Source organism: Undibacterium pigrum, from assembly GCF_003201815.1.
GTDB classification, from domain to species: domain Bacteria; phylum Pseudomonadota; class Gammaproteobacteria; order Burkholderiales; family Burkholderiaceae_D; genus Undibacterium; species Undibacterium pigrum.
In genome coordinates, this window is the sequence record NZ_QJKB01000002.1 from 548,333 (window position 1) to 564,832 (window position 16,500).

The window sequence follows — 16,500 nt, forward strand, 5'->3', positions numbered from 1 at the left end:
AAAAAAACGCACAGCAAATGACATTGATAGATACTTAAGCAGACCCCGGGCGGAAAGGCTTGCCCAGTGAGGCTGGCATGTTCAGGCGTATCCAGTCAGGGTTACGCGAGATCAGTACCAGCACGATAATCGTCGCCAGATACGGCAGCATGGATAAAATTTCCGATGGAAGGGCTATGCCTATCGCCTGGAAATGGAACTGCAAAATCGTCACGCTGCCAAACAGTAAAGCACCCAGCAAGACCCGTGCCGGACGCCAGGTGGCAAAGGTCGTCAGCGCCAATGCGATCCAGCCACGCCCTGCAACCAGACCTTCCACCCACATCGGTGTGTACACGACAGACAGATAAGCGCCTGCGATACCGCAGCAGGCACCGCTAAACAGCAGCGCCATATAGCGTATCTTGCGTACAGGGTAACCAAGGGCATGGGCAGATTCTGGCGATTCACCCACTGATCTCAAGACCAGGCCAGCGCGGCTGCGGTACAGGAACCAGATGATGCCGCCGCATAGCAAGAGACCAAAATACACGGCCATATGCTGGTCAAACAAGGCTTTGCCAAGGAAGGGGATGTCTGATAAAAACGGGATGCCATGCCGCCCGGCAGGCAGGGACTGGCCCACGAACGACTGCCCTATGAAGGCCGACAGGCCAGCACCAAAGATGGACAAGGCCAGGCCAGTTGCCACCTGGTTGGTCACCAGCACCAGTGCCAGCCAGGCAAACAGGGTCGCCATCAACATGCCAGCAATTGCACCAGCGACAAAACCCAGCCAAGGCATGTGGGTCTGATGGGCCACGGCAAAACCAGTGATGGCAGCCACCAGCATCATGCCTTCGGCACCAAGATTGAGCACGCCTGCACGTTCATTGATCAGCAGGCCGAGCGCCGCGATCAGTAGCGGTGTGCCGGAATTGATGGAGGCGGCGATAAGTGCAGCAAAATTTTCCATGGTCGCTTATTTCTGCCAACGCAGGCGGTAATTGATCAGGGTGTCGCAAGCCAGCAGCAAAAACAGCAGCATGCCCTGGAACAGGCCAGTGATGGCAGAAGGCAGGCCCAGGCGCGATTGCGCCATCTCACCACCGAGATAAAACAGCGACAGCACCAGGCCACCAAAGATGGTGCCTATGGGATTCAGACGACCTATGAAGGCCACAATGATGGCAGCAAAACCATAACCCGGCGAGATGGACGGCAAGACCTGGCCTATCGGCCCGGCCACTTCGAATGCACCCGCCATGCCAGCGAAACCGCCAGATATCAGTAAGGATGTCCACAAGGCGCGGCGGCTGGAGAAGCCCGCATAACGCGCTGCCAGCGGTGCGAGCCCACCTACCGTCAGGCGGTAACCAGCAAAGCTGCGATACACATACACTGCCATCAAACCACTGGCAAGCAGCATGACGATAAAACCTATATGCAGGCGGCTGCCGGAGAACAGGTGTGGCAACAGATAATCACTGGAAAATACCTTGGACTGCGGGAAGTTCATGCCATGCGGGTCTTTCAGTGGGCCATTGACGGCATACATCAGCAGCAATTGCGCGATATAGGTCAGCATCAGCGATACCAGAATTTCATTGGCATTGAAGCGGTCACGCAATAAGGCGGTGATGGATGCCCACAAGCTGCCACCAACTACCCCAGCGCAAGTTGCCAGCAGCAAGACCATGCCGCCCGACAGGCCTGGCGTGCCAGTATCAAAAAATAGTATGGTGCTGCCAGCGGCCAGACCACCGGCGATCAACTGCCCCTCGGCACCGATGTTCCAGACATTGGCGCGGTAACAGACTGACAGCCCCAGCGCACACAAGACCAGCGGCGTGGTCTTCAATAGCAGTTCGGCGATGGCTGCCTTGTTGCGTATCGGTTCTATCAAAAATACCTGCAAGCCAGTCCAGGGGTTTTTGCCCAGTGCCATGAATAACAGGGCACCGAAAAAGATGGTCAGCAATAAAGCCAGTACAGGAGAAAGATAGGCCATGCTGCGCGAGCTGGCGGCACGCAATTCCAGCTTAAGCATGCTCACCCCGCTCGTTGCTGTATGGTTTCTTTTTGCGGCTACCGTTGCTACCGGTTTTACCGAGTGACACGGTTTCTGCCGTTGTCCATTCTTCCCACAAACCACTCATCCACAATCCTATCTTTTCTCTGGTCGCGCTGGCAGTTGCTATTGATGGCGACAAGCGGCCCTTGGCGATCACATGCATGCGGTCACATAATTCAAATAATTCATCCAGTTCTTCCGAGATAACCAGCACCGCACAACCAGCCTGCTTGAGCTTGCGTATCTCATCATGGATTTGCGCTGCCGCTCCCACATCCACGCCCCAGGTCGGCTGGGCGACGATGAAAACTTCCGGCAGGCGCGTGATTTCACGACCCACGATAAATTTTTGCAGATTGCCACCCGACAGGCTGCGCGCCAGTGCCGCAGGCCCGCCAGCCTTGACGCGGAAGCGGGCGATGATATCTGCTGCCGCCTGTATCGTATGACGAAAATTGATCATGCCCCTGTTGACGAAAGGCGCATGCTGATGCGACAACAGCATATTGGCAGTCAGGCTCATTTCTGGCACTGCGCCACGGCCCAGGCGCTCTTCCGGCACCAGGCTCTGGCCCAGCTTGCGCCTGCTCTCAGGGCCACGGTTGCCTACTGGCTTGCCTTTGAGCTCTATCATCTGCGGCGATGCACGCCTGTCTTCACCAGACAGGGCCGCCAGCAATTCTTGCTGGCCATTGCCGGATACACCAGCGATGCCAACAATTTCACCACCAAATAATTCCAGCTGTATGTCTTCGAGCGCCGTAGCAAAGGCATGGGCCTTGGGCAGACTCAATTGATGTATGCGCAAACGCGATTCACCCAGGGTCACTGGCTCGGTATGGGCAGATGGTGGCAAGTCTTCACCTATCATCATGCGCGACAGGCTGGCAGCAGTTTCCTGCGCCGGGTCACAATGCCCGGTGACTTTGCCCGCACGCATGACGGTGGCGCTGTGGCAGAGTTCACGTATTTCATCGAGTTTGTGGCTGATATACAGGATGCTGCAACCCTCAGCGGCAATCTTGCGCAGGGTGACAAACAGTTTTTGTACTGCTTGCGGCGTCAGTACCGAGGTTGGCTCATCAAGGATCAGCAATTGCGGTTTGGTCAGCAGGGCGCGCACGATTTCCACGCGCTGCCTTTCACCGACTGACAAGGTGTGCACATGGCGGTGTGGTTCCAGTTCCAGGCCATAGTTTTCACCAGTCTGGGCGATTTGCTCAGCCAGCTCCAGCATATTCACATTCTGGTCCAGACCCAGGGCAATATTCTCGGCCACGGTCAGGGTATCAAACAAAGAGAAATGCTGGAACACCATGGCGATGCCCAGTTTGCGTGCATCCTGTGGTGTCGCTACTCTGACTTCCTGGCCATTCCACCGCACCGTGCCTGAATCTGGCTTGACGGCACCAAAGATGATTTTCATCAGCGTTGATTTGCCCGCACCATTTTCACCCAGCACTGCATGGATTTCACCGGGCGCCACCTGCAGATTGACACCATCATTGGCGACCACCGCTGGATAGCGTTTGCAGATGTTGTTCAGTTCCAGCCTGGGTACTATGGGCGCATCAGCAGAAGTCACTTTGATTTTTCCATCCGGTATTCAAGATTCTAGAGTAGGGAGTAAGCCTGTTGCTGTACATCACGACAACAACATGGCGGACATACGCCTGACATTATAAGTGGCGGCAGCGCACAATTTCAAAATCTATCTGTCATTTAGTACAAGATGAAATTTGTTCGCCCGATATCAAATTGGAAGAAATCGTTTAAATTTTTCATGTGATGGCTATGCGTTGTTTTCCAGCATCAACAGCATTGCCTGCGCACAAAATTTTGTGGGTGCGCTATTTGGCACCTGCTTGTCAAGGCAAGTGATGCAAACTTAGCTTTAGAGGCTGGCCATATAGGCAGAAGGAAGAAGAGAAACATCCATGCTGATGTTTCTCTTCTGTGCGGCTAACGGGAATGTGTAGCAAACAGGGCGTAAATGCTTGATAGAAGCTGCACTCTGCTTTAAGCCTGCAAACCAGTTTTCGATGCAGTCAGAAGCCTGTTTTTGCTTTATTGCTTGACAAAAACGGGCTGGTCTACCAGGCCTACTCCAGGTGTAAATACAGATGCGGCTGTATTTATCCTCTTGGCAGGCGTGCTGCCATCTGCGCCGGTATTAGGGTTGGGTAAAGGCAATTTAAACTTGTTGCCCAGCAAAGCATAGCCCGTGTATTGAGTAGAACCACCGGAAGTGATATCCAGCGTTTTGTAGGATTCAGTACCAGAAGTCAAATAAATGTCGCCCGTTTTGAAAGTCCCCGTCATGCTGTCATTTTGAATGAAGCCTCCAGTGTTACCGGTAAGGATGGCGCAAGCTTCCTTCTTGCCTGTGATTGTGTTACCTGAGAAAGTAAAAGTTGTACGTGCCTCATACCCGCCACGAAGGTCTAAGCCGCAGGCAGTTCCAGTGGTATGGCTCCCTGTGGAGTAGACCCATGTTCCTTCAAGTTCGGAGACAACTGGAGTTGCCGCAGTGTTAGAAGAAGATGAACCTCCGCCACAGGCGCTAAGACAGGCAAGGAATAGAAGAGAGAATTTTTTCATAGGGCGGGTATAAATACGAAGTGGCAAATGTTAAATAAATTAGCATGCAAAATGTATCATATATCAGCAGAAATGGCGCTGATGCGCGTCAATATTCTTGCTTGGGTATAGAATAATCCTCAATAATCAAAGGATTTACCGTATTTTCTAGCACATGGACAAGCCAGCCACCTTCCGTGACGACGCCCATTTCTGGCGCAGCCCGCTGCTGCCAGACGCTGAGTTGCTGACGGCTGAATACTTTGCCCAAGAGTTTGCCCCGCACTGGCACGAAGGCTTTTCCATCCCCGTCATACAGTCTGGCGCGCAAACTTACCGATATCGCGGCAGCCGTTGCCTGGCCTCGGTTGGCTGCATCGCTGCCATTAATCCCGGCGAAGTGCATACGGGTGAAAGGGCAACCGAGCATGGCTGGGCCTATCGCGCCTTTTACCCCTCAGTAGACTGGATGCAGCAACTAGCCAGCGACATGGCAGGCAGCGCTGTCGGTATCCCCTGGTTACCTGATGGAGTAATCGAGGATGCCGAAGTCTCTGCACAACTAGCCTTTGCACATCGCCTGCTGGAAGCGGGCAGTGATCCGCTCGCTGCCGAAAACGCCCTGACCGCAGGCTTTGCCCTGATGCTGTCACGTTATGCCCGCAGCCGTCCGGCCATACAAAGTATCTTGCCTGATGCGGTCAGGGTAGAAATGATGAAATCGAGACTCAGTGCAGACCTCAGCGCCGCCATCAGCCTGACTGAACTGGCGCAAGAGGTAGGCCTGTCGAGCTTCTACGCTGCGCGTCTATTCTCCCGCACGACAGGTATGCCGCCACATGCATGGCGCAATCAACTGAGGCTGAACCGTGCCCAGAGTCTGCTGCGCCAGAATCTGTCTGTGACCGAGATTGCGACGATGACAGGCTTTGCGGACCAGAGTCATTTCACACGGCATTTTAAGAAGGCGTTTGGGGTGGCGCCGGGGAGATGGCGGGTTTGAATGGATTATCTTTAGATAAGCATTCTTGTAATCATGTGAATATGGGTTGTATTGACGTTGCTGTTGATTTTGACTTTTCGCAGTTCCCATGTGTAGCCGCCGTTTGTGCAGTACAGAAAATGGATTAAGAAGAGCCGCTGTCTGAGCCGCAGGCGAGTTTCGGATCTTCCCATTTTTTGTACTGCACAAACGGGAACCCCTTTAGGGGCGGCTATGCCTGGGTCGCCTTCTTTTGCTTCCTTTTCTTGGCGACGACAAGAAAAGGGAGTAGCCGCCGGGCTACCCCCGGCCTGCAATCTCAAATGACGTGTGCGGGTATTTGAAAATCTAATCCCTTAAGTCTACGATTTTGTATTTAATGGATTGCGCGGCATGCTAAGAACGCCTCTGGAGCGCCAGCCCGGTGGATTCCAGCCAAAATCACGCTGGAATGACGTAACCAGCATTTAGAATCATTTAATTTACTTTCAGCCAGGTGAGGCACGTAAGTAAATTTCTTTTTTTAAATAACGCCCCCAAACCGCAAGAACGTACAAGCCCATTCCCCAATTAACAGGCAAGATCCCATTCAATCGCCATCCGCAATATGGAATCATTCCCATGCCTAGCCCTACAAAACTAAGCCACTTCACCGCCGGCATTCGCGACACCGTCCCCATGTTGATCGGTGCAGCCCCTTTCGGCATGATCTTTGGCACACTGGTCGCCACCGCACAAATGCAAGCCTGGCAGGGGCAGTTGATGTCGCTGGCGGTGTTTGCCGGGTCCAGCCAGTTCATTGCGACTGGCCTCATTGCCAGCCATACTGGCATGCTGGTGATCTGGCTGGCGACTTTCATCGTTAATTTACGGCATATGCTGTATGCGGCTGCCCTGATGCCACATGTACGTCATTTACCAAGGCGCTGGCGCTGGGGGCTGGGGTTTTTGCTGACGGATGAAACCTTTGCCGTGGTAGACCGCTATTACCGCCAGCATCCTCAGGATGCATTGGGGCACTGGTATTTCCTGGGTTCCGGCTTATCCATGTATGTCAACTGGCAAGCCTGGACGCTGATAGGCCTGATGTTCGGGGCGATATTTCCGCAGTTGCAGACCCTGGGTCTGGACTTTGCCATGGTGGCAACCTTTATTGCGATAGTCGTACCGCAATTATTCAAGCGACCCCATTTGCTGGCTGCCATCGTCGCTGGCAGCACTGCCTATGCCTTGCAGCATCTGCCCTACAAGCTGGGTTTGCTGGTCGCGATTGCCTTTGGGGTAGCGACGGGCATGCTGGTGTCGCGCTTTAGTAGACAAGACAATAAAGAAGAACAAATCGTAGTGGAGCAGGCATGAATATCACTTTGACTATCCTGGGCATGGCCGTCATCACTTTTTTGGTCAAGGCCCTGATTTTTATCCTTGGTGACCGCGTGGCATTTTCCGGTAACCTCAAAAAGGCACTGGAGTTTGTGCCGGTGACGGTGCTGACTGCCATCATCGTCCCCATGATCTTGTCGCCGCATGGCAAGGAACTGGAACTGAGCTGGCGCAATCCACAACTGGTGGCAGCGACCGTGGCCGCCTTGCTGTGCGCGGTAACCAGGCATCAACTGACGACTATCATCGTCGGGCTGACGGTGTTCTTTAGCTGGCAATATATGTTGAGCTAAGTCCTTGCGCTAATATGTAGGCTTTGTTGCTTTCAACATTTAGCCAATGACTTACGATTTCAGCGCAGTTAACGCAGCGATGCAAAAATATGTGGACAGGCAAATCCTGTCCGGTGTCTCGACCGCCGTGCTGGTCGGGCGCGAACTGGTGCACCAGCACTGCACAGGCTGGGCCGACCGCGAAAGCCAGACGCCCATGCGTGATGACCACTTGTTCCGCGTGTTTTCGAATACCAAGCTGATCACTTCAGTAGCGGTACTGCTGCTGATGGAAGACGGCAAGCTGGAATTGGATCAGCCTGTCGAAGAATTCCTGCTGCAACTGGCGCACATGCAGGTGCTTAAACCTGGTGCGACGCGCATTGACGATACCGAGCCAGCACGCAGCAAGATCACCATCAGACATCTGCTCTGTCACACAGCCGGTCTCAGTTATGGCCTGCTCGATCATGGCACGGTGATGTACAAGGCCTACAATGAAAAGCGGGTCATGAATGCGTTTACTACCCTGGCCGAGATGATGGATGTGCTGGCCGAGTTGCCGCTGAGTTTTCATCCTGGTGAGGCCTGGGAATATTCTATCGCCACTGATGTACTGGCGCGGCTGGTCGAAGTGGTCAGTGGCATGAGCTTTGACCGCTTCCTGCAATTGCGCATACTCAATCCCCTGGCCATGCATGACACCAGCTTTGTCGTGCCTGAACATAAGCTGGACAGGCTGGCGTCTTACTATGCCGGTACAGACCCGCAAAATATCTTGCAGCGTGGCTTGCGCAAGCTCGACAAATCACCTTATCCCGGCGCTTTCACGACGCCAGTGGCACGCCTGTCCGGCGGTGGTGGCCTGGTATCAAGCATGCAGGACATGCTCTCACTGATGCGCAGTTTCATGCCTGATGGCGATACCTTGCTCAGGCCCGAGACGATCAAGCTGATGATGCAAAATCATTTGCCCGCTGGTACCGGCATTGCCTTCCCTGGTGTGGGTGATGTACCGGGCAAGGGCTTTGGACTAGGTGGTGCGGTGACACTCAAGCCTTCTTCGATAGACCCACCGGCATCGGTGGGTGAATTTGAATGGGGTGGTATTGCTGGCACGCACTGGTGGATATCACCACGCCACAATATCGCTGGCGTATTGATGACACAAAGATTGATGAGCTTCTGGCACCCGTTCTCTTTTGACTTCAAGAGACTGGCCTACGAAACATTGGGATTGAAATAAAGGATGGAGAACAATATGCACACACATAGCTTGCCAGGGCGACGACTGCTTGCTCTTGCTGCCATCAGCGGTCTGCTGGCAGCCTGTAGCAGCCTGCCTACGCAACACGATGCAAAAATTCAGGCTGCCTGGGTCGTGCTTGGGGAAAATGGCCAGGCCATAGCCCGCGCTGTGACGACAGACAATATCTGTCCTTCTCTTGTGCAGGATGGCAACCTGGTCGCAATGAACCACAGGGCAGGACCAAGTACCCTGCCTTTGCGCAAGACAGCCAGCAAACCGGAAGACAGCAAGCCTTCCGATTTTCCTGTGCTGACTTGTGAAGCGCCATTGCTGCCTGCGACCAGGACAGCCAGTGTAGGCGGACGGGATTTACCGATACCAAAACCTGTCGCACAAAAAATCATTGTCATTGGTGATACCGGTTGCCGTTTGAAAGTGGCAGACAATTATTTCCAGTCCTGTAATGACAGCGAGAAATGGGCTTTCCGTGAAATGGTGGAAACGGCAGCGCGCTTCAAGCCTGATCTGGTTGTGCATGTTGGTGATTATCACTATCGCGAAAATGCCTGTCCCGAAGGGAATAAGGAATGCGCAGGCAGCCCCTGGGGTTATGGCTGGGATACCTGGCAGGCAGATTTCTTTTCCCCTGCCACTGCTTTGCTGAAGGCCGCACCCTGGGTAGTCGTGCGCGGCAATCATGAAACCTGTGTACGCGCAGGACAGGGCTGGTGGCGTCTGATGGACCCGCGCCCTTTGAAGAGGGGACGTGACTGTGTCGATGAATCAGATGACCTGCGTGGCGACTATAGCGACCCTTATGCCGTACCGCTGGGGCGTGTAGGCAGCGAGCAGGCGCAACTGATTATCTTTGATTCAGCCAAAGTGCCTATCAAACCACTCGCAAAAACCGATGCTGCTTATCAGCTGTATATGGAGCAGTTCAAGGCCGTCAACAAGCTGGCAGAAAGTGCAGACTTTAATATCTTCATCGACCATCATCCTGTGCTGGCCTTTGCTGCTGAACGTAAAAAAGACGGGCCACTGAATATCTTCCCTGGCAATCTCGCCATGCAAGACATCATGCAAACCTTGAATACCACGCGATTGTTTCCGTCCAAAGTGCAGGCGACACTGGCAGGTCATGTGCATTTGTTCGAGACTTTGACTTTCAGCACAGATCATCCTGTGCAATTCGTTGCTGGCAATGGTGGTTCTTCGCTGGACACTCCTTTGCCGACGCCGCTGGCGGCAAATTCCACGCCCTACACAGAAGCTAAACTCGATTACTTCAGCAACTCCAATGAAGTCGGTTTCATGACCATGGAACGTGAACAGCAAAGCTGGAAAATCCAGGCCTGGAACAAGCAAGGAAAATTGATTACCGAATGTCGTACGCAAGGCAAAAAAACAGATTGCAAGAATATGTAAAGCCTGTTTTTTTATTGCAAACGAAATAGCAGAAAAAATGAAAAACCTGAGTATTTTTACTCAGGTTTTTTTTATTTCATTTAATGAATTTTGCAAAAAACCTGAACCAGCAAAGTGCGCACTGTTTTGGTTCATTCGTTCATTTGAGGTGCAGTTTTATTGTTTTGGTGTCACTGGAACTGTCTGCATTTCGCCACGAAATGTGCAAGAAATGGTGAAATGCCTTTTTGTAAGTCTGCCCATCAACTAATTTGAAAAGGCAGCCCAATATTTATGTTTCCATCAAGCATCTCCCAGTAGGCATTAAAAGAGTCGGTGTTTTATTGTTATCTGTTGAGTTGTCAGTATGTAATTTATAGAGTTGTTTCTCTAAAGAAATAGCTTAACTCTGCCCAAAAAATAAAACTTACAATGAGGAAACTTTCAAGGAGATAGCATGAAATTGAAGCCTTTTATCACACTGTTGGCTATGACATCCGCCGTATCGGCTGCCTGGGCCCAGGATACATCCAATATCACCATCAGCGGATTTGGTACTGCTGCACTTACGCGCAGCAATTCTTCTGACGCAGAATTTGCCCGCCCCAATCAATTGGCTGGCGTCACCAGTGGCGCAAAAACCGGGGTGGATTCCAACCTGGGTTTGCAGGTCACCGCAAAAATGAATGATTGGTTGTCTTTCACTGGTCAGGGTCTGGTGCGTAAAAATGTGACGGACAATTTTGGTGCAGAACTGGCCTGGGCCTTTGCCAAAGCCAAGGTATCTGACAACCTGAACATACGCGTGGGCCGCGTCGGTTTGCCTGTGTATATGATTTCTGATTACCGCAATGTTGGCTATGCCAACACCATGTTGCGCCCACCAGTAGAAATGTACACCCAGGTCACACTGGAAAGCCTGGACGGTGCCGACGTACTGTACCAGACCAATCTTGGTGATACTGCCGTGACTGCACAAGTTGCCTATGGTGTGACTGACTCGGATAACCGCGGTGGCTTTACAGCGAAATTCAAAAAGGTATCGAGTATCAATATCGTTGCTGAAAATGGCCCTTTCACTTTGCGTTTTGGCCGTGTCGATGCAAATGTCACTGTTGATAATTCCACTAACCTCAACACCCTGGTATCCGGCCTGACGAAGTTTGGTTTTGCCTCTGCTGCAAATGCCATCGCGGTGAACGACACCAAGGCATCTTTCACTTCAGTTGGTCTCGGTGTGGACTGGAAGAGCATGGTTGTGCAGGCAGAATATGGCAAACGTAAATCTGCCAGCCTGTCTATAGCTGACACGACATCCTGGTACACCATGTTTGGTTACCGCATGGGCGCCTTCCTGCCGTATTTTGTGCATGCTTCGGCAACACAGGATAGCCCACGCACTGTTGCTGGCTTGCCCAATGCGGGCCCATTGTTACCTTATACCCTGGGGGCAAATGGCCTGGCATCAGCTTCACCTATACAAACCAGCAATAGCATAGGTGTACGTTGGGACTTCCATAAATCAGCCGCATTAAAACTGCAACTCGACAGGATGTCACCAGAAAATGGACCAGGCGTATTTATTAATGCCAAGCCTGGTTTCAAAGGCCCGGTCACGGTGTTTGCGGCGGCAGTTGATTTTGTATTCTGATGGAGGCGCGCGATGAATAAGCATTTAACACACTTATTGCTGGCCGCAACTGTCATGACCAGCGCATCTATAGCCTCTGCTGCAGAGCTGGTTGTTGTCGTCAATACAGCCAACCCGGCAACAGCGATGACATCAGCCCAGGCATCCCAGTTTTTCCTTGGTAAATCGGCGATGTTCACTCCTGTGGATTTGCCTGAAAATTCACCGATTCGTGCAGAGTTCTACAAAAAAGTGGCTGACAAGGATTTATCTGAAGTCAAGACTATCTGGTCCAAACTGGTTTTTACGGGTAAGGGTACTGCACCGAAAGAAATGCATAACTATGCTGAAGTGAAAAAAGCAGTAGCTGCCAACCCTACTGGCATAGGCTATATAGAACGTTCGGCTGTCGACGCAACTGTCAAGGTAGTGACTGTTTTGCCTTGATCTTTTCTTGCTTCGTTGCTCCTGAGAAAGCTGCTCGTCAGCTTTCTTTTTTTTTGTGTGGCTTTTGCTGGATTACTACAAATTTCCAGTAAGAAGTTTGCAATCTGCAACAAATCCATCTAAAACTACATATATAGTCTAAATAAGCTTCTCATTTCCCGCCTCTGCAATTCTGTTGTTCTTTTCTATAAAGGACTTACCATGAAATTGTTCTATAACCTGAGGATTTCAGCCAAGTTGTTTGTGGGCTTTGTTTTGTTGCTGATATTGACAGCTTTTCTGGGTGGTTTTTCTGTCTTTCAATTATCCCGTGTGAATGGTACGGCACTCGAGCTGGGAACCAACTGGATGCCCAGCGTGAATGCGGCCATGGGTATCAAGGAAAGAATTTCGCGCCTGCGCACCCAGGAAATGCAGGTCGTCTTGTCGGCAGGCGATGAAGCCAATTTGAAGAAGTATGAAAAACGCTGGAATGACTATGTCGCAGAGCTCAAGAAATATGAGCAGGACTATTTCAAGCTCATCACCACAGAAGAAGAAAAAAAGATTTTTGCAGACTACAGCAAGGTATGGGAAGCGTATGTAGTCGAAGCAAAAAAACTGACTGCACAAGCCACTGCCGGCAATATGGAAGAAGCACGTACCACCTTGCGTGGCGAATCTTCAAAACTGAATGCCGACTTGCTGGCCCTGGCAGACAAGATGGTGAAGATCAACGCTGATGGCGGTGTTGCTGAATACCGTACTGGCGAACAGATTTACGCCAATTCCAGGACCCTGATACTCAGCCTGATTATCGTCACGATAGCACTTGGTCTGTTGCTGGCATACTGGATAGCCAAGGTAGTCGCTGGCCCCTTGCAAGAAGCTGTCAGGGTTGCCAAGACAGTGGCCTCAGGTGACCTGACCAGTAATATAGAAGTCAAAACCTCGGATGAAACCGGTGAACTCCTGCAAGCCCTGAAGGAGATGAATGCCAGTCTTTTGTCTGTCGTCAGCGAAGTCAGGACTGGTACTGATCTGATCGCTACGGCTTCGACAGAAATTGCCAATGGCAATATGGATTTGTCGGCACGCACCGAAAGCCAGGCAGGCTCTCTGGAAGAAACCGCTTCCTCGATGGAAGAACTGACTTCTACTGTCAAACACAATAGCGACAACGCACGCCAGGCGAATCAGTTATCGCATTCTGCATCTGCCGTGGCGCAAAAGGGAGGCAGCGTGGTGTCGCAAGTGGTTGATACCATGGGTTCCATCAGCGAATCGTCGAAAAAGATTGTCGATATCATTGCCGTTATTGATGGCATTGCTTTCCAGACCAATATTCTTGCCCTGAATGCGGCCGTTGAAGCGGCACGTGCAGGTGAACAGGGGCGCGGTTTTGCCGTGGTCGCCTCTGAAGTGCGTAATCTGGCACAGCGTTCAGCCAGTGCCGCCAAGGAGATCAAGACACTCATCAATGACTCGGTAGAAAAAGTGGATCTGGGTACACGCCTTGTTGATCAGGCTGGCGTCACCATGCAGGAAGTGGTTGATAGCGTAAGACGTGTCAGCGATATCATCAGTGAAATCACTGCCGCGGGTACCGAGCAAAGTTCAGGCATAGACCAGATCAATACTGCCATCATACAAATGGACCATGTCACGCAACAGAATGCTGCGCTGGTGGAAGAAGCCGCCGCTGCTGCCGGAGCCTTGCAGGAGCAGGCAGCCAATCTGAGCAAGGTGGTCAGTGTCTTCAAGCTGACTCATGCACATGTTGCCCCGGTTGCCCAAGCCAGGCCATCCAAGGCAGTTGCCCGGCAAGTCGGCAAACCTGCGGCAACAAGTGCCATACGCAAAGCCCCACAGATAAAGTCCGTTAGCAAAGAGAAGGAAACAGTCAAGGCTACTGATGACTGGGAAGAGTTTTAAATAGAGTTTATCTGGCCATTTTGGGGTAATTACCTGCATAGCTACCTGTGTCATTTATTTGCATATTGTCGGCCTTTTTTAAGGAGCCGTGATGAAGATGTTTTATAACTTAAAAATTTCAGCCAAGTTGTTTGTTGGATTTGGTCTGTTATTACTGCTGACGATTTTCCTGGGTGTGTTTTCCATTACCATGCTTGCCAAGGTCAATCAAAATGCCTATGAACTGGGAACCAACTGGATGCCCAGTGTGAATGCGGCCATGGGTATCAAGGAAAGAGTATCGCGCATCCGTTCTCAGGAGGCACAACTGGTCTCGGCAGAAAATCCTGAAGAGGTAGAAAAATATATAGGTCGTACCAAAGAGGCGATTTCCGGCCTCAAGGAAAATGAAACTGCTTATGCGCGTCTGATTTCTGACCCCGAAGAGAAAAAGCAGTTTGATGAATACAGTAAGTCCATGGCTGAGTATTTGCAAATCTCTGACAAAATAGCAGCACTGGCACGTGAGGGTAATAGCAAGGATGCCATGGCATTGATGCGTGGTGACTCATCCAAGCTCAATACCAAGGTCCGTACCCTGGTCGATAAAATGGTCGATACCAATGTCCAGGGTGGTATCCAGGCCTATCAGAAAGGGACGGAGTCTTATCAAACCTCACGCACTCTGATTGTTGCCGTCCTGGCCATCAGTATTTTCCTGGGTATGGTGCTTGCCTTTGTGATTGCCCGTATCGTTTCGCGGCCTTTGCAAGATGCCGTCAAAGTCGCGCAAACTGTGGCTGCAGGCGACCTGACCAGTAATATTCAATCAAATACCAGTGATGAAACTGGCTTGCTGTTGCAGGCACTGAAGGAAATGAACCAGAGCTTGCTGCAAGTGGTGACTGAGGTGCGTCAGGGGACCGATGAAATCGCTGCTGCGACCACACAAATTGCCGAAGGCAATATGGATTTGTCCAATCGTACCGAAAACCAGGCCAGCTCACTGGAAGAAACTGCATCGTCCATGGAAGAAATCACTTCCACCATCAAACACAATAGTGATAATGCACGCCAGGCCAATCAGTTATCGCATTCTGCTTCTGCGGTAGCGCAAAAGGGTGGAGATGTCGTGTCGCAAGTGGTGGATACCATGGGTTCCATCAATGAATCTTCCAAGAAAATCGTCGATATCATTGCTGTTATTGATGGTATTGCCTTCCAGACCAATATCCTGGCTTTGAATGCCGCGGTGGAGGCTGCGCGGGCTGGTGAGCAAGGGCGCGGCTTTGCCGTGGTGGCCTCGGAAGTGCGCAACCTGGCACAGCGTTCCGCAAGTGCCGCGAAGGAAATCAAGGAATTGATCAACGATTCTGTCGACAAGGTAGGGCAGGGTACGCGCCTGGTTGATCAGGCTGGTGAGACCATGAAAGAAGTGGTCGACAGTGTCAAGCGTGTCAGTGACATCATTAGTGAGATCACAGCAGCAGGAACTGAGCAAAGTGCAGGCATAGAACAAATCAATGTTGCCGTGACACAGATGGATCAAATGACGCAGCAAAATGCGGCTCTGGTGGAAGAGGCTGCCGCAGCGGCAGGGGCCTTGCAAGACCAGGCGCAAAATCTGAGCCGTATCGTCAGTGTCTTCAAACTTGACCAGACACAGGTAGTCAGCAGCAAACCAGCACCAGTGGCCAAGGCTGCACCACTAAAAAGCACGGCAGGCAAACCTGCTGTACGTAGCTTACCCAAGCCAGCAGCTAAAACCGTAAAGCCCGCTGCACCCAGGAAAGAGCCAGTAGCAGCGACAGATGACTGGGAAGAGTTTTAAGCTTGATCGATAACATTTGATCAAATCAGCGTATCAACAAAAATGCCACAGCTTGCTGTGGCATTTTTTCAGGCGAGAACTGAAGCCTTAAATAAAACTAAAACTAAAAAACGCTAGCTCAGGACAGTTCACTCTGGTTGATGATGATGCGTGACACCAGGCCATATTCTTTGGCTTCAGCAGCACTCATCCAAAAATCACGGTCTATATCGGCAGTCACTTTTTCCAATGTCTGGCCAGACTCTTTGGCGATCAGAGCAGCGATGCGTTCGCGTATCTTGACGATTTCACGGGCTTGGATAGCAATATCTGTCGCCTGGCCGCCAAAACCACCGCTAGGCTGGTGAATCAGAAAGCGGGTATTTGGCAGGCAGACACGGCGCTCTTTCGGTACCGACAGAAATACATTCACTGCTGCACTACCTACCCAGCCAGTGCCAACGATATTGACTGGCGCATCGATGAACCTGATGATGTCATGGATGACATCGCCAGATTCCACATGGCCGCCCGGGGAGGACACCAGGATAGTGATAGGTTCTTTGGACTCTGCCGACAGAGCGATCAGACGCTGAGAGATTTCCGATGCCAGTTTGTCGTTGATTGTGCCAAATACCAGCACAGTACGGGATTTAAAGGCCTTTTCTTCGAGGAAAGGGCTGCGTGCTTGTGATGCGTTATTCTCTTTTTCGTCGGCCATGAAAGTCTTCTTATCTGATCTGGTTGAAATTTGGTAATTTGTTTGGTCAATATGGGGAATGATTTTATGTCAT

The 16,500-nt window shown here is 51.4% G+C and carries 14 protein-coding genes; 9 read left to right on the plus strand and 5 right to left on the minus strand.

Translation table 11 applies throughout. The features are described 5' to 3' along the window. Positions 1-34: 34 nt before the first annotated feature. The 4 genes from DFR42_RS09435 to DFR42_RS28975 all read right to left on the minus strand — a co-directional run bounded on the left by DFR42_RS09435 (position 35) and on the right by DFR42_RS28975 (position 4,654). Positions 35-955, minus strand: a complete 921-nt coding sequence (locus DFR42_RS09435) for an ABC transporter permease (RefSeq protein WP_110254699.1) — start codon at positions 953-955, stop codon at positions 35-37. A gap of 6 nt (positions 956-961) precedes the next feature. After that, the gene (locus tag DFR42_RS09440) at positions 962-2,029 is read right to left on the minus strand and encodes an ABC transporter permease (protein ID WP_110254700.1); all 1,068 of its coding nucleotides are present in this window, start codon (positions 2,027-2,029) and stop codon (positions 962-964) included. Further along, complete coding sequence (locus DFR42_RS09445; protein WP_245936902.1) at positions 2,022-3,638, minus strand: ABC transporter ATP-binding protein; 1,617 nt, start codon at positions 3,636-3,638, stop codon at positions 2,022-2,024. Before DFR42_RS09445 ends, DFR42_RS09440 begins: the two co-directional genes overlap by 8 nt. 482 nt (positions 3,639-4,120) lie before the next feature. Next, positions 4,121-4,654, minus strand: a complete 534-nt coding sequence (locus DFR42_RS28975) for a hypothetical protein (protein WP_146218812.1) — start codon at positions 4,652-4,654, stop codon at positions 4,121-4,123. Between the two features lie 154 nt (positions 4,655-4,808). Here DFR42_RS28975 and DFR42_RS09455 point away from each other — a divergent pair, with 154 nt between their 5' ends. The 9 genes from DFR42_RS09455 (at position 4,809) to DFR42_RS09500 (ending at position 15,727) form a co-directional block, all read left to right on the plus strand. Then, complete coding sequence (locus tag DFR42_RS09455; RefSeq protein ID WP_110254702.1) at positions 4,809-5,636, plus strand: AraC family transcriptional regulator; 828 nt, start codon at positions 4,809-4,811, stop codon at positions 5,634-5,636. Between the two features lie 600 nt (positions 5,637-6,236). Then, positions 6,237-6,974, plus strand: coding sequence for an AzlC family ABC transporter permease (locus tag DFR42_RS09460; RefSeq protein WP_110254703.1), 738 nt, complete (start codon positions 6,237-6,239; stop codon positions 6,972-6,974). Next, positions 6,971-7,291 carry an AzlD domain-containing protein gene (locus DFR42_RS09465; RefSeq protein ID WP_110254704.1) on the plus strand — a complete coding sequence of 107 codons (321 nt, stop codon included), beginning with the start codon at positions 6,971-6,973 and terminating at the stop codon, positions 7,289-7,291. The genes DFR42_RS09460 and DFR42_RS09465 overlap by 4 nt, the downstream gene beginning before the upstream one ends. A gap of 46 nt (positions 7,292-7,337) precedes the next feature. Next, entirely contained in the window at positions 7,338-8,516 is a 1,179-nt protein-coding gene (locus tag DFR42_RS09470) for a serine hydrolase domain-containing protein (RefSeq protein ID WP_211324217.1), read from the plus strand. Positions 8,517-8,531: 15 nt separating this feature from the next. Continuing rightward, positions 8,532-9,947, plus strand: a complete 1,416-nt coding sequence (locus DFR42_RS09475) for a metallophosphoesterase (RefSeq protein WP_170133465.1) — start codon at positions 8,532-8,534, stop codon at positions 9,945-9,947. Between the two features lie 436 nt (positions 9,948-10,383). Further along, positions 10,384-11,577 (plus strand): hypothetical protein, encoded by a 1,194-nt coding sequence (locus DFR42_RS09485; protein WP_110254707.1) that lies wholly within the window; start codon positions 10,384-10,386, stop codon positions 11,575-11,577. 54 nt (positions 11,578-11,631) lie between these two features. Next, entirely contained in the window at positions 11,632-12,003 is a 372-nt protein-coding gene (locus DFR42_RS09490) for a type 2 periplasmic-binding domain-containing protein (protein ID WP_425450877.1), read from the plus strand. 201 nt (positions 12,004-12,204) lie between these two features. Next, a complete protein-coding gene (locus DFR42_RS09495; protein WP_110254709.1) occupies positions 12,205-13,917 on the plus strand; it encodes a methyl-accepting chemotaxis protein in 1,713 nt (570 codons plus the stop codon). A 91-nt stretch (positions 13,918-14,008) separates the two neighbouring features. Next, positions 14,009-15,727 carry a methyl-accepting chemotaxis protein gene (locus tag DFR42_RS09500; protein WP_110254710.1) on the plus strand — a complete coding sequence of 573 codons (1,719 nt, stop codon included), beginning with the start codon at positions 14,009-14,011 and terminating at the stop codon, positions 15,725-15,727. A gap of 118 nt (positions 15,728-15,845) precedes the next feature. Here the strand turns inward: DFR42_RS09500 and DFR42_RS09505 are convergent, their stop codons facing one another. After that, on the minus strand, positions 15,846-16,457 hold the full coding sequence (locus DFR42_RS09505; protein ID WP_281275154.1) for an ATP-dependent Clp protease proteolytic subunit: 612 nt from the start codon (positions 16,455-16,457) through the stop codon (positions 15,846-15,848). Between the last annotated feature and the right edge of the window lie 43 nt (positions 16,458-16,500).

What these genes read in the sequence shown, in the direction of transcription:
- DFR42_RS09470 (WP_211324217.1), top strand. Translation starts at nt 7,338, where the DNA reads ATGACTTACGATTTCAGCGCAGTTAACGCAGCGATGCAAAAATATGTG.
- DFR42_RS09495 (WP_110254709.1), top strand. Translation starts at nt 12,205, where the DNA reads ATGAAATTGTTCTATAACCTGAGGATTTCAGCCAAGTTGTTTGTGGGC.
- DFR42_RS09460 (WP_110254703.1), top strand. Translation starts at nt 6,237, where the DNA reads ATGCCTAGCCCTACAAAACTAAGCCACTTCACCGCCGGCATTCGCGAC.
- DFR42_RS09465 (WP_110254704.1), top strand. Translation starts at nt 6,971, where the DNA reads ATGAATATCACTTTGACTATCCTGGGCATGGCCGTCATCACTTTTTTG.
- DFR42_RS09500 (WP_110254710.1), top strand. Translation starts at nt 14,009, where the DNA reads ATGAAGATGTTTTATAACTTAAAAATTTCAGCCAAGTTGTTTGTTGGA.
- DFR42_RS09455 (WP_110254702.1), top strand. Translation starts at nt 4,809, where the DNA reads ATGGACAAGCCAGCCACCTTCCGTGACGACGCCCATTTCTGGCGCAGC.
- DFR42_RS09485 (WP_110254707.1), top strand. Translation starts at nt 10,384, where the DNA reads ATGAAATTGAAGCCTTTTATCACACTGTTGGCTATGACATCCGCCGTA.
- DFR42_RS09435 (WP_110254699.1), bottom strand. Translation starts at nt 955, where the DNA reads ATGGAAAATTTTGCTGCACTTATCGCCGCCTCCATCAATTCCGGCACA.
- DFR42_RS09440 (WP_110254700.1), bottom strand. Translation starts at nt 2,029, where the DNA reads ATGCTTAAGCTGGAATTGCGTGCCGCCAGCTCGCGCAGCATGGCCTAT.
- DFR42_RS09475 (WP_170133465.1), top strand. Translation starts at nt 8,532, where the DNA reads ATGCACACACATAGCTTGCCAGGGCGACGACTGCTTGCTCTTGCTGCC.
- DFR42_RS28975 (WP_146218812.1), bottom strand. Translation starts at nt 4,654, where the DNA reads ATGAAAAAATTCTCTCTTCTATTCCTTGCCTGTCTTAGCGCCTGTGGC.
- DFR42_RS09490 (WP_425450877.1), top strand. Translation starts at nt 11,632, where the DNA reads ATGACCAGCGCATCTATAGCCTCTGCTGCAGAGCTGGTTGTTGTCGTC.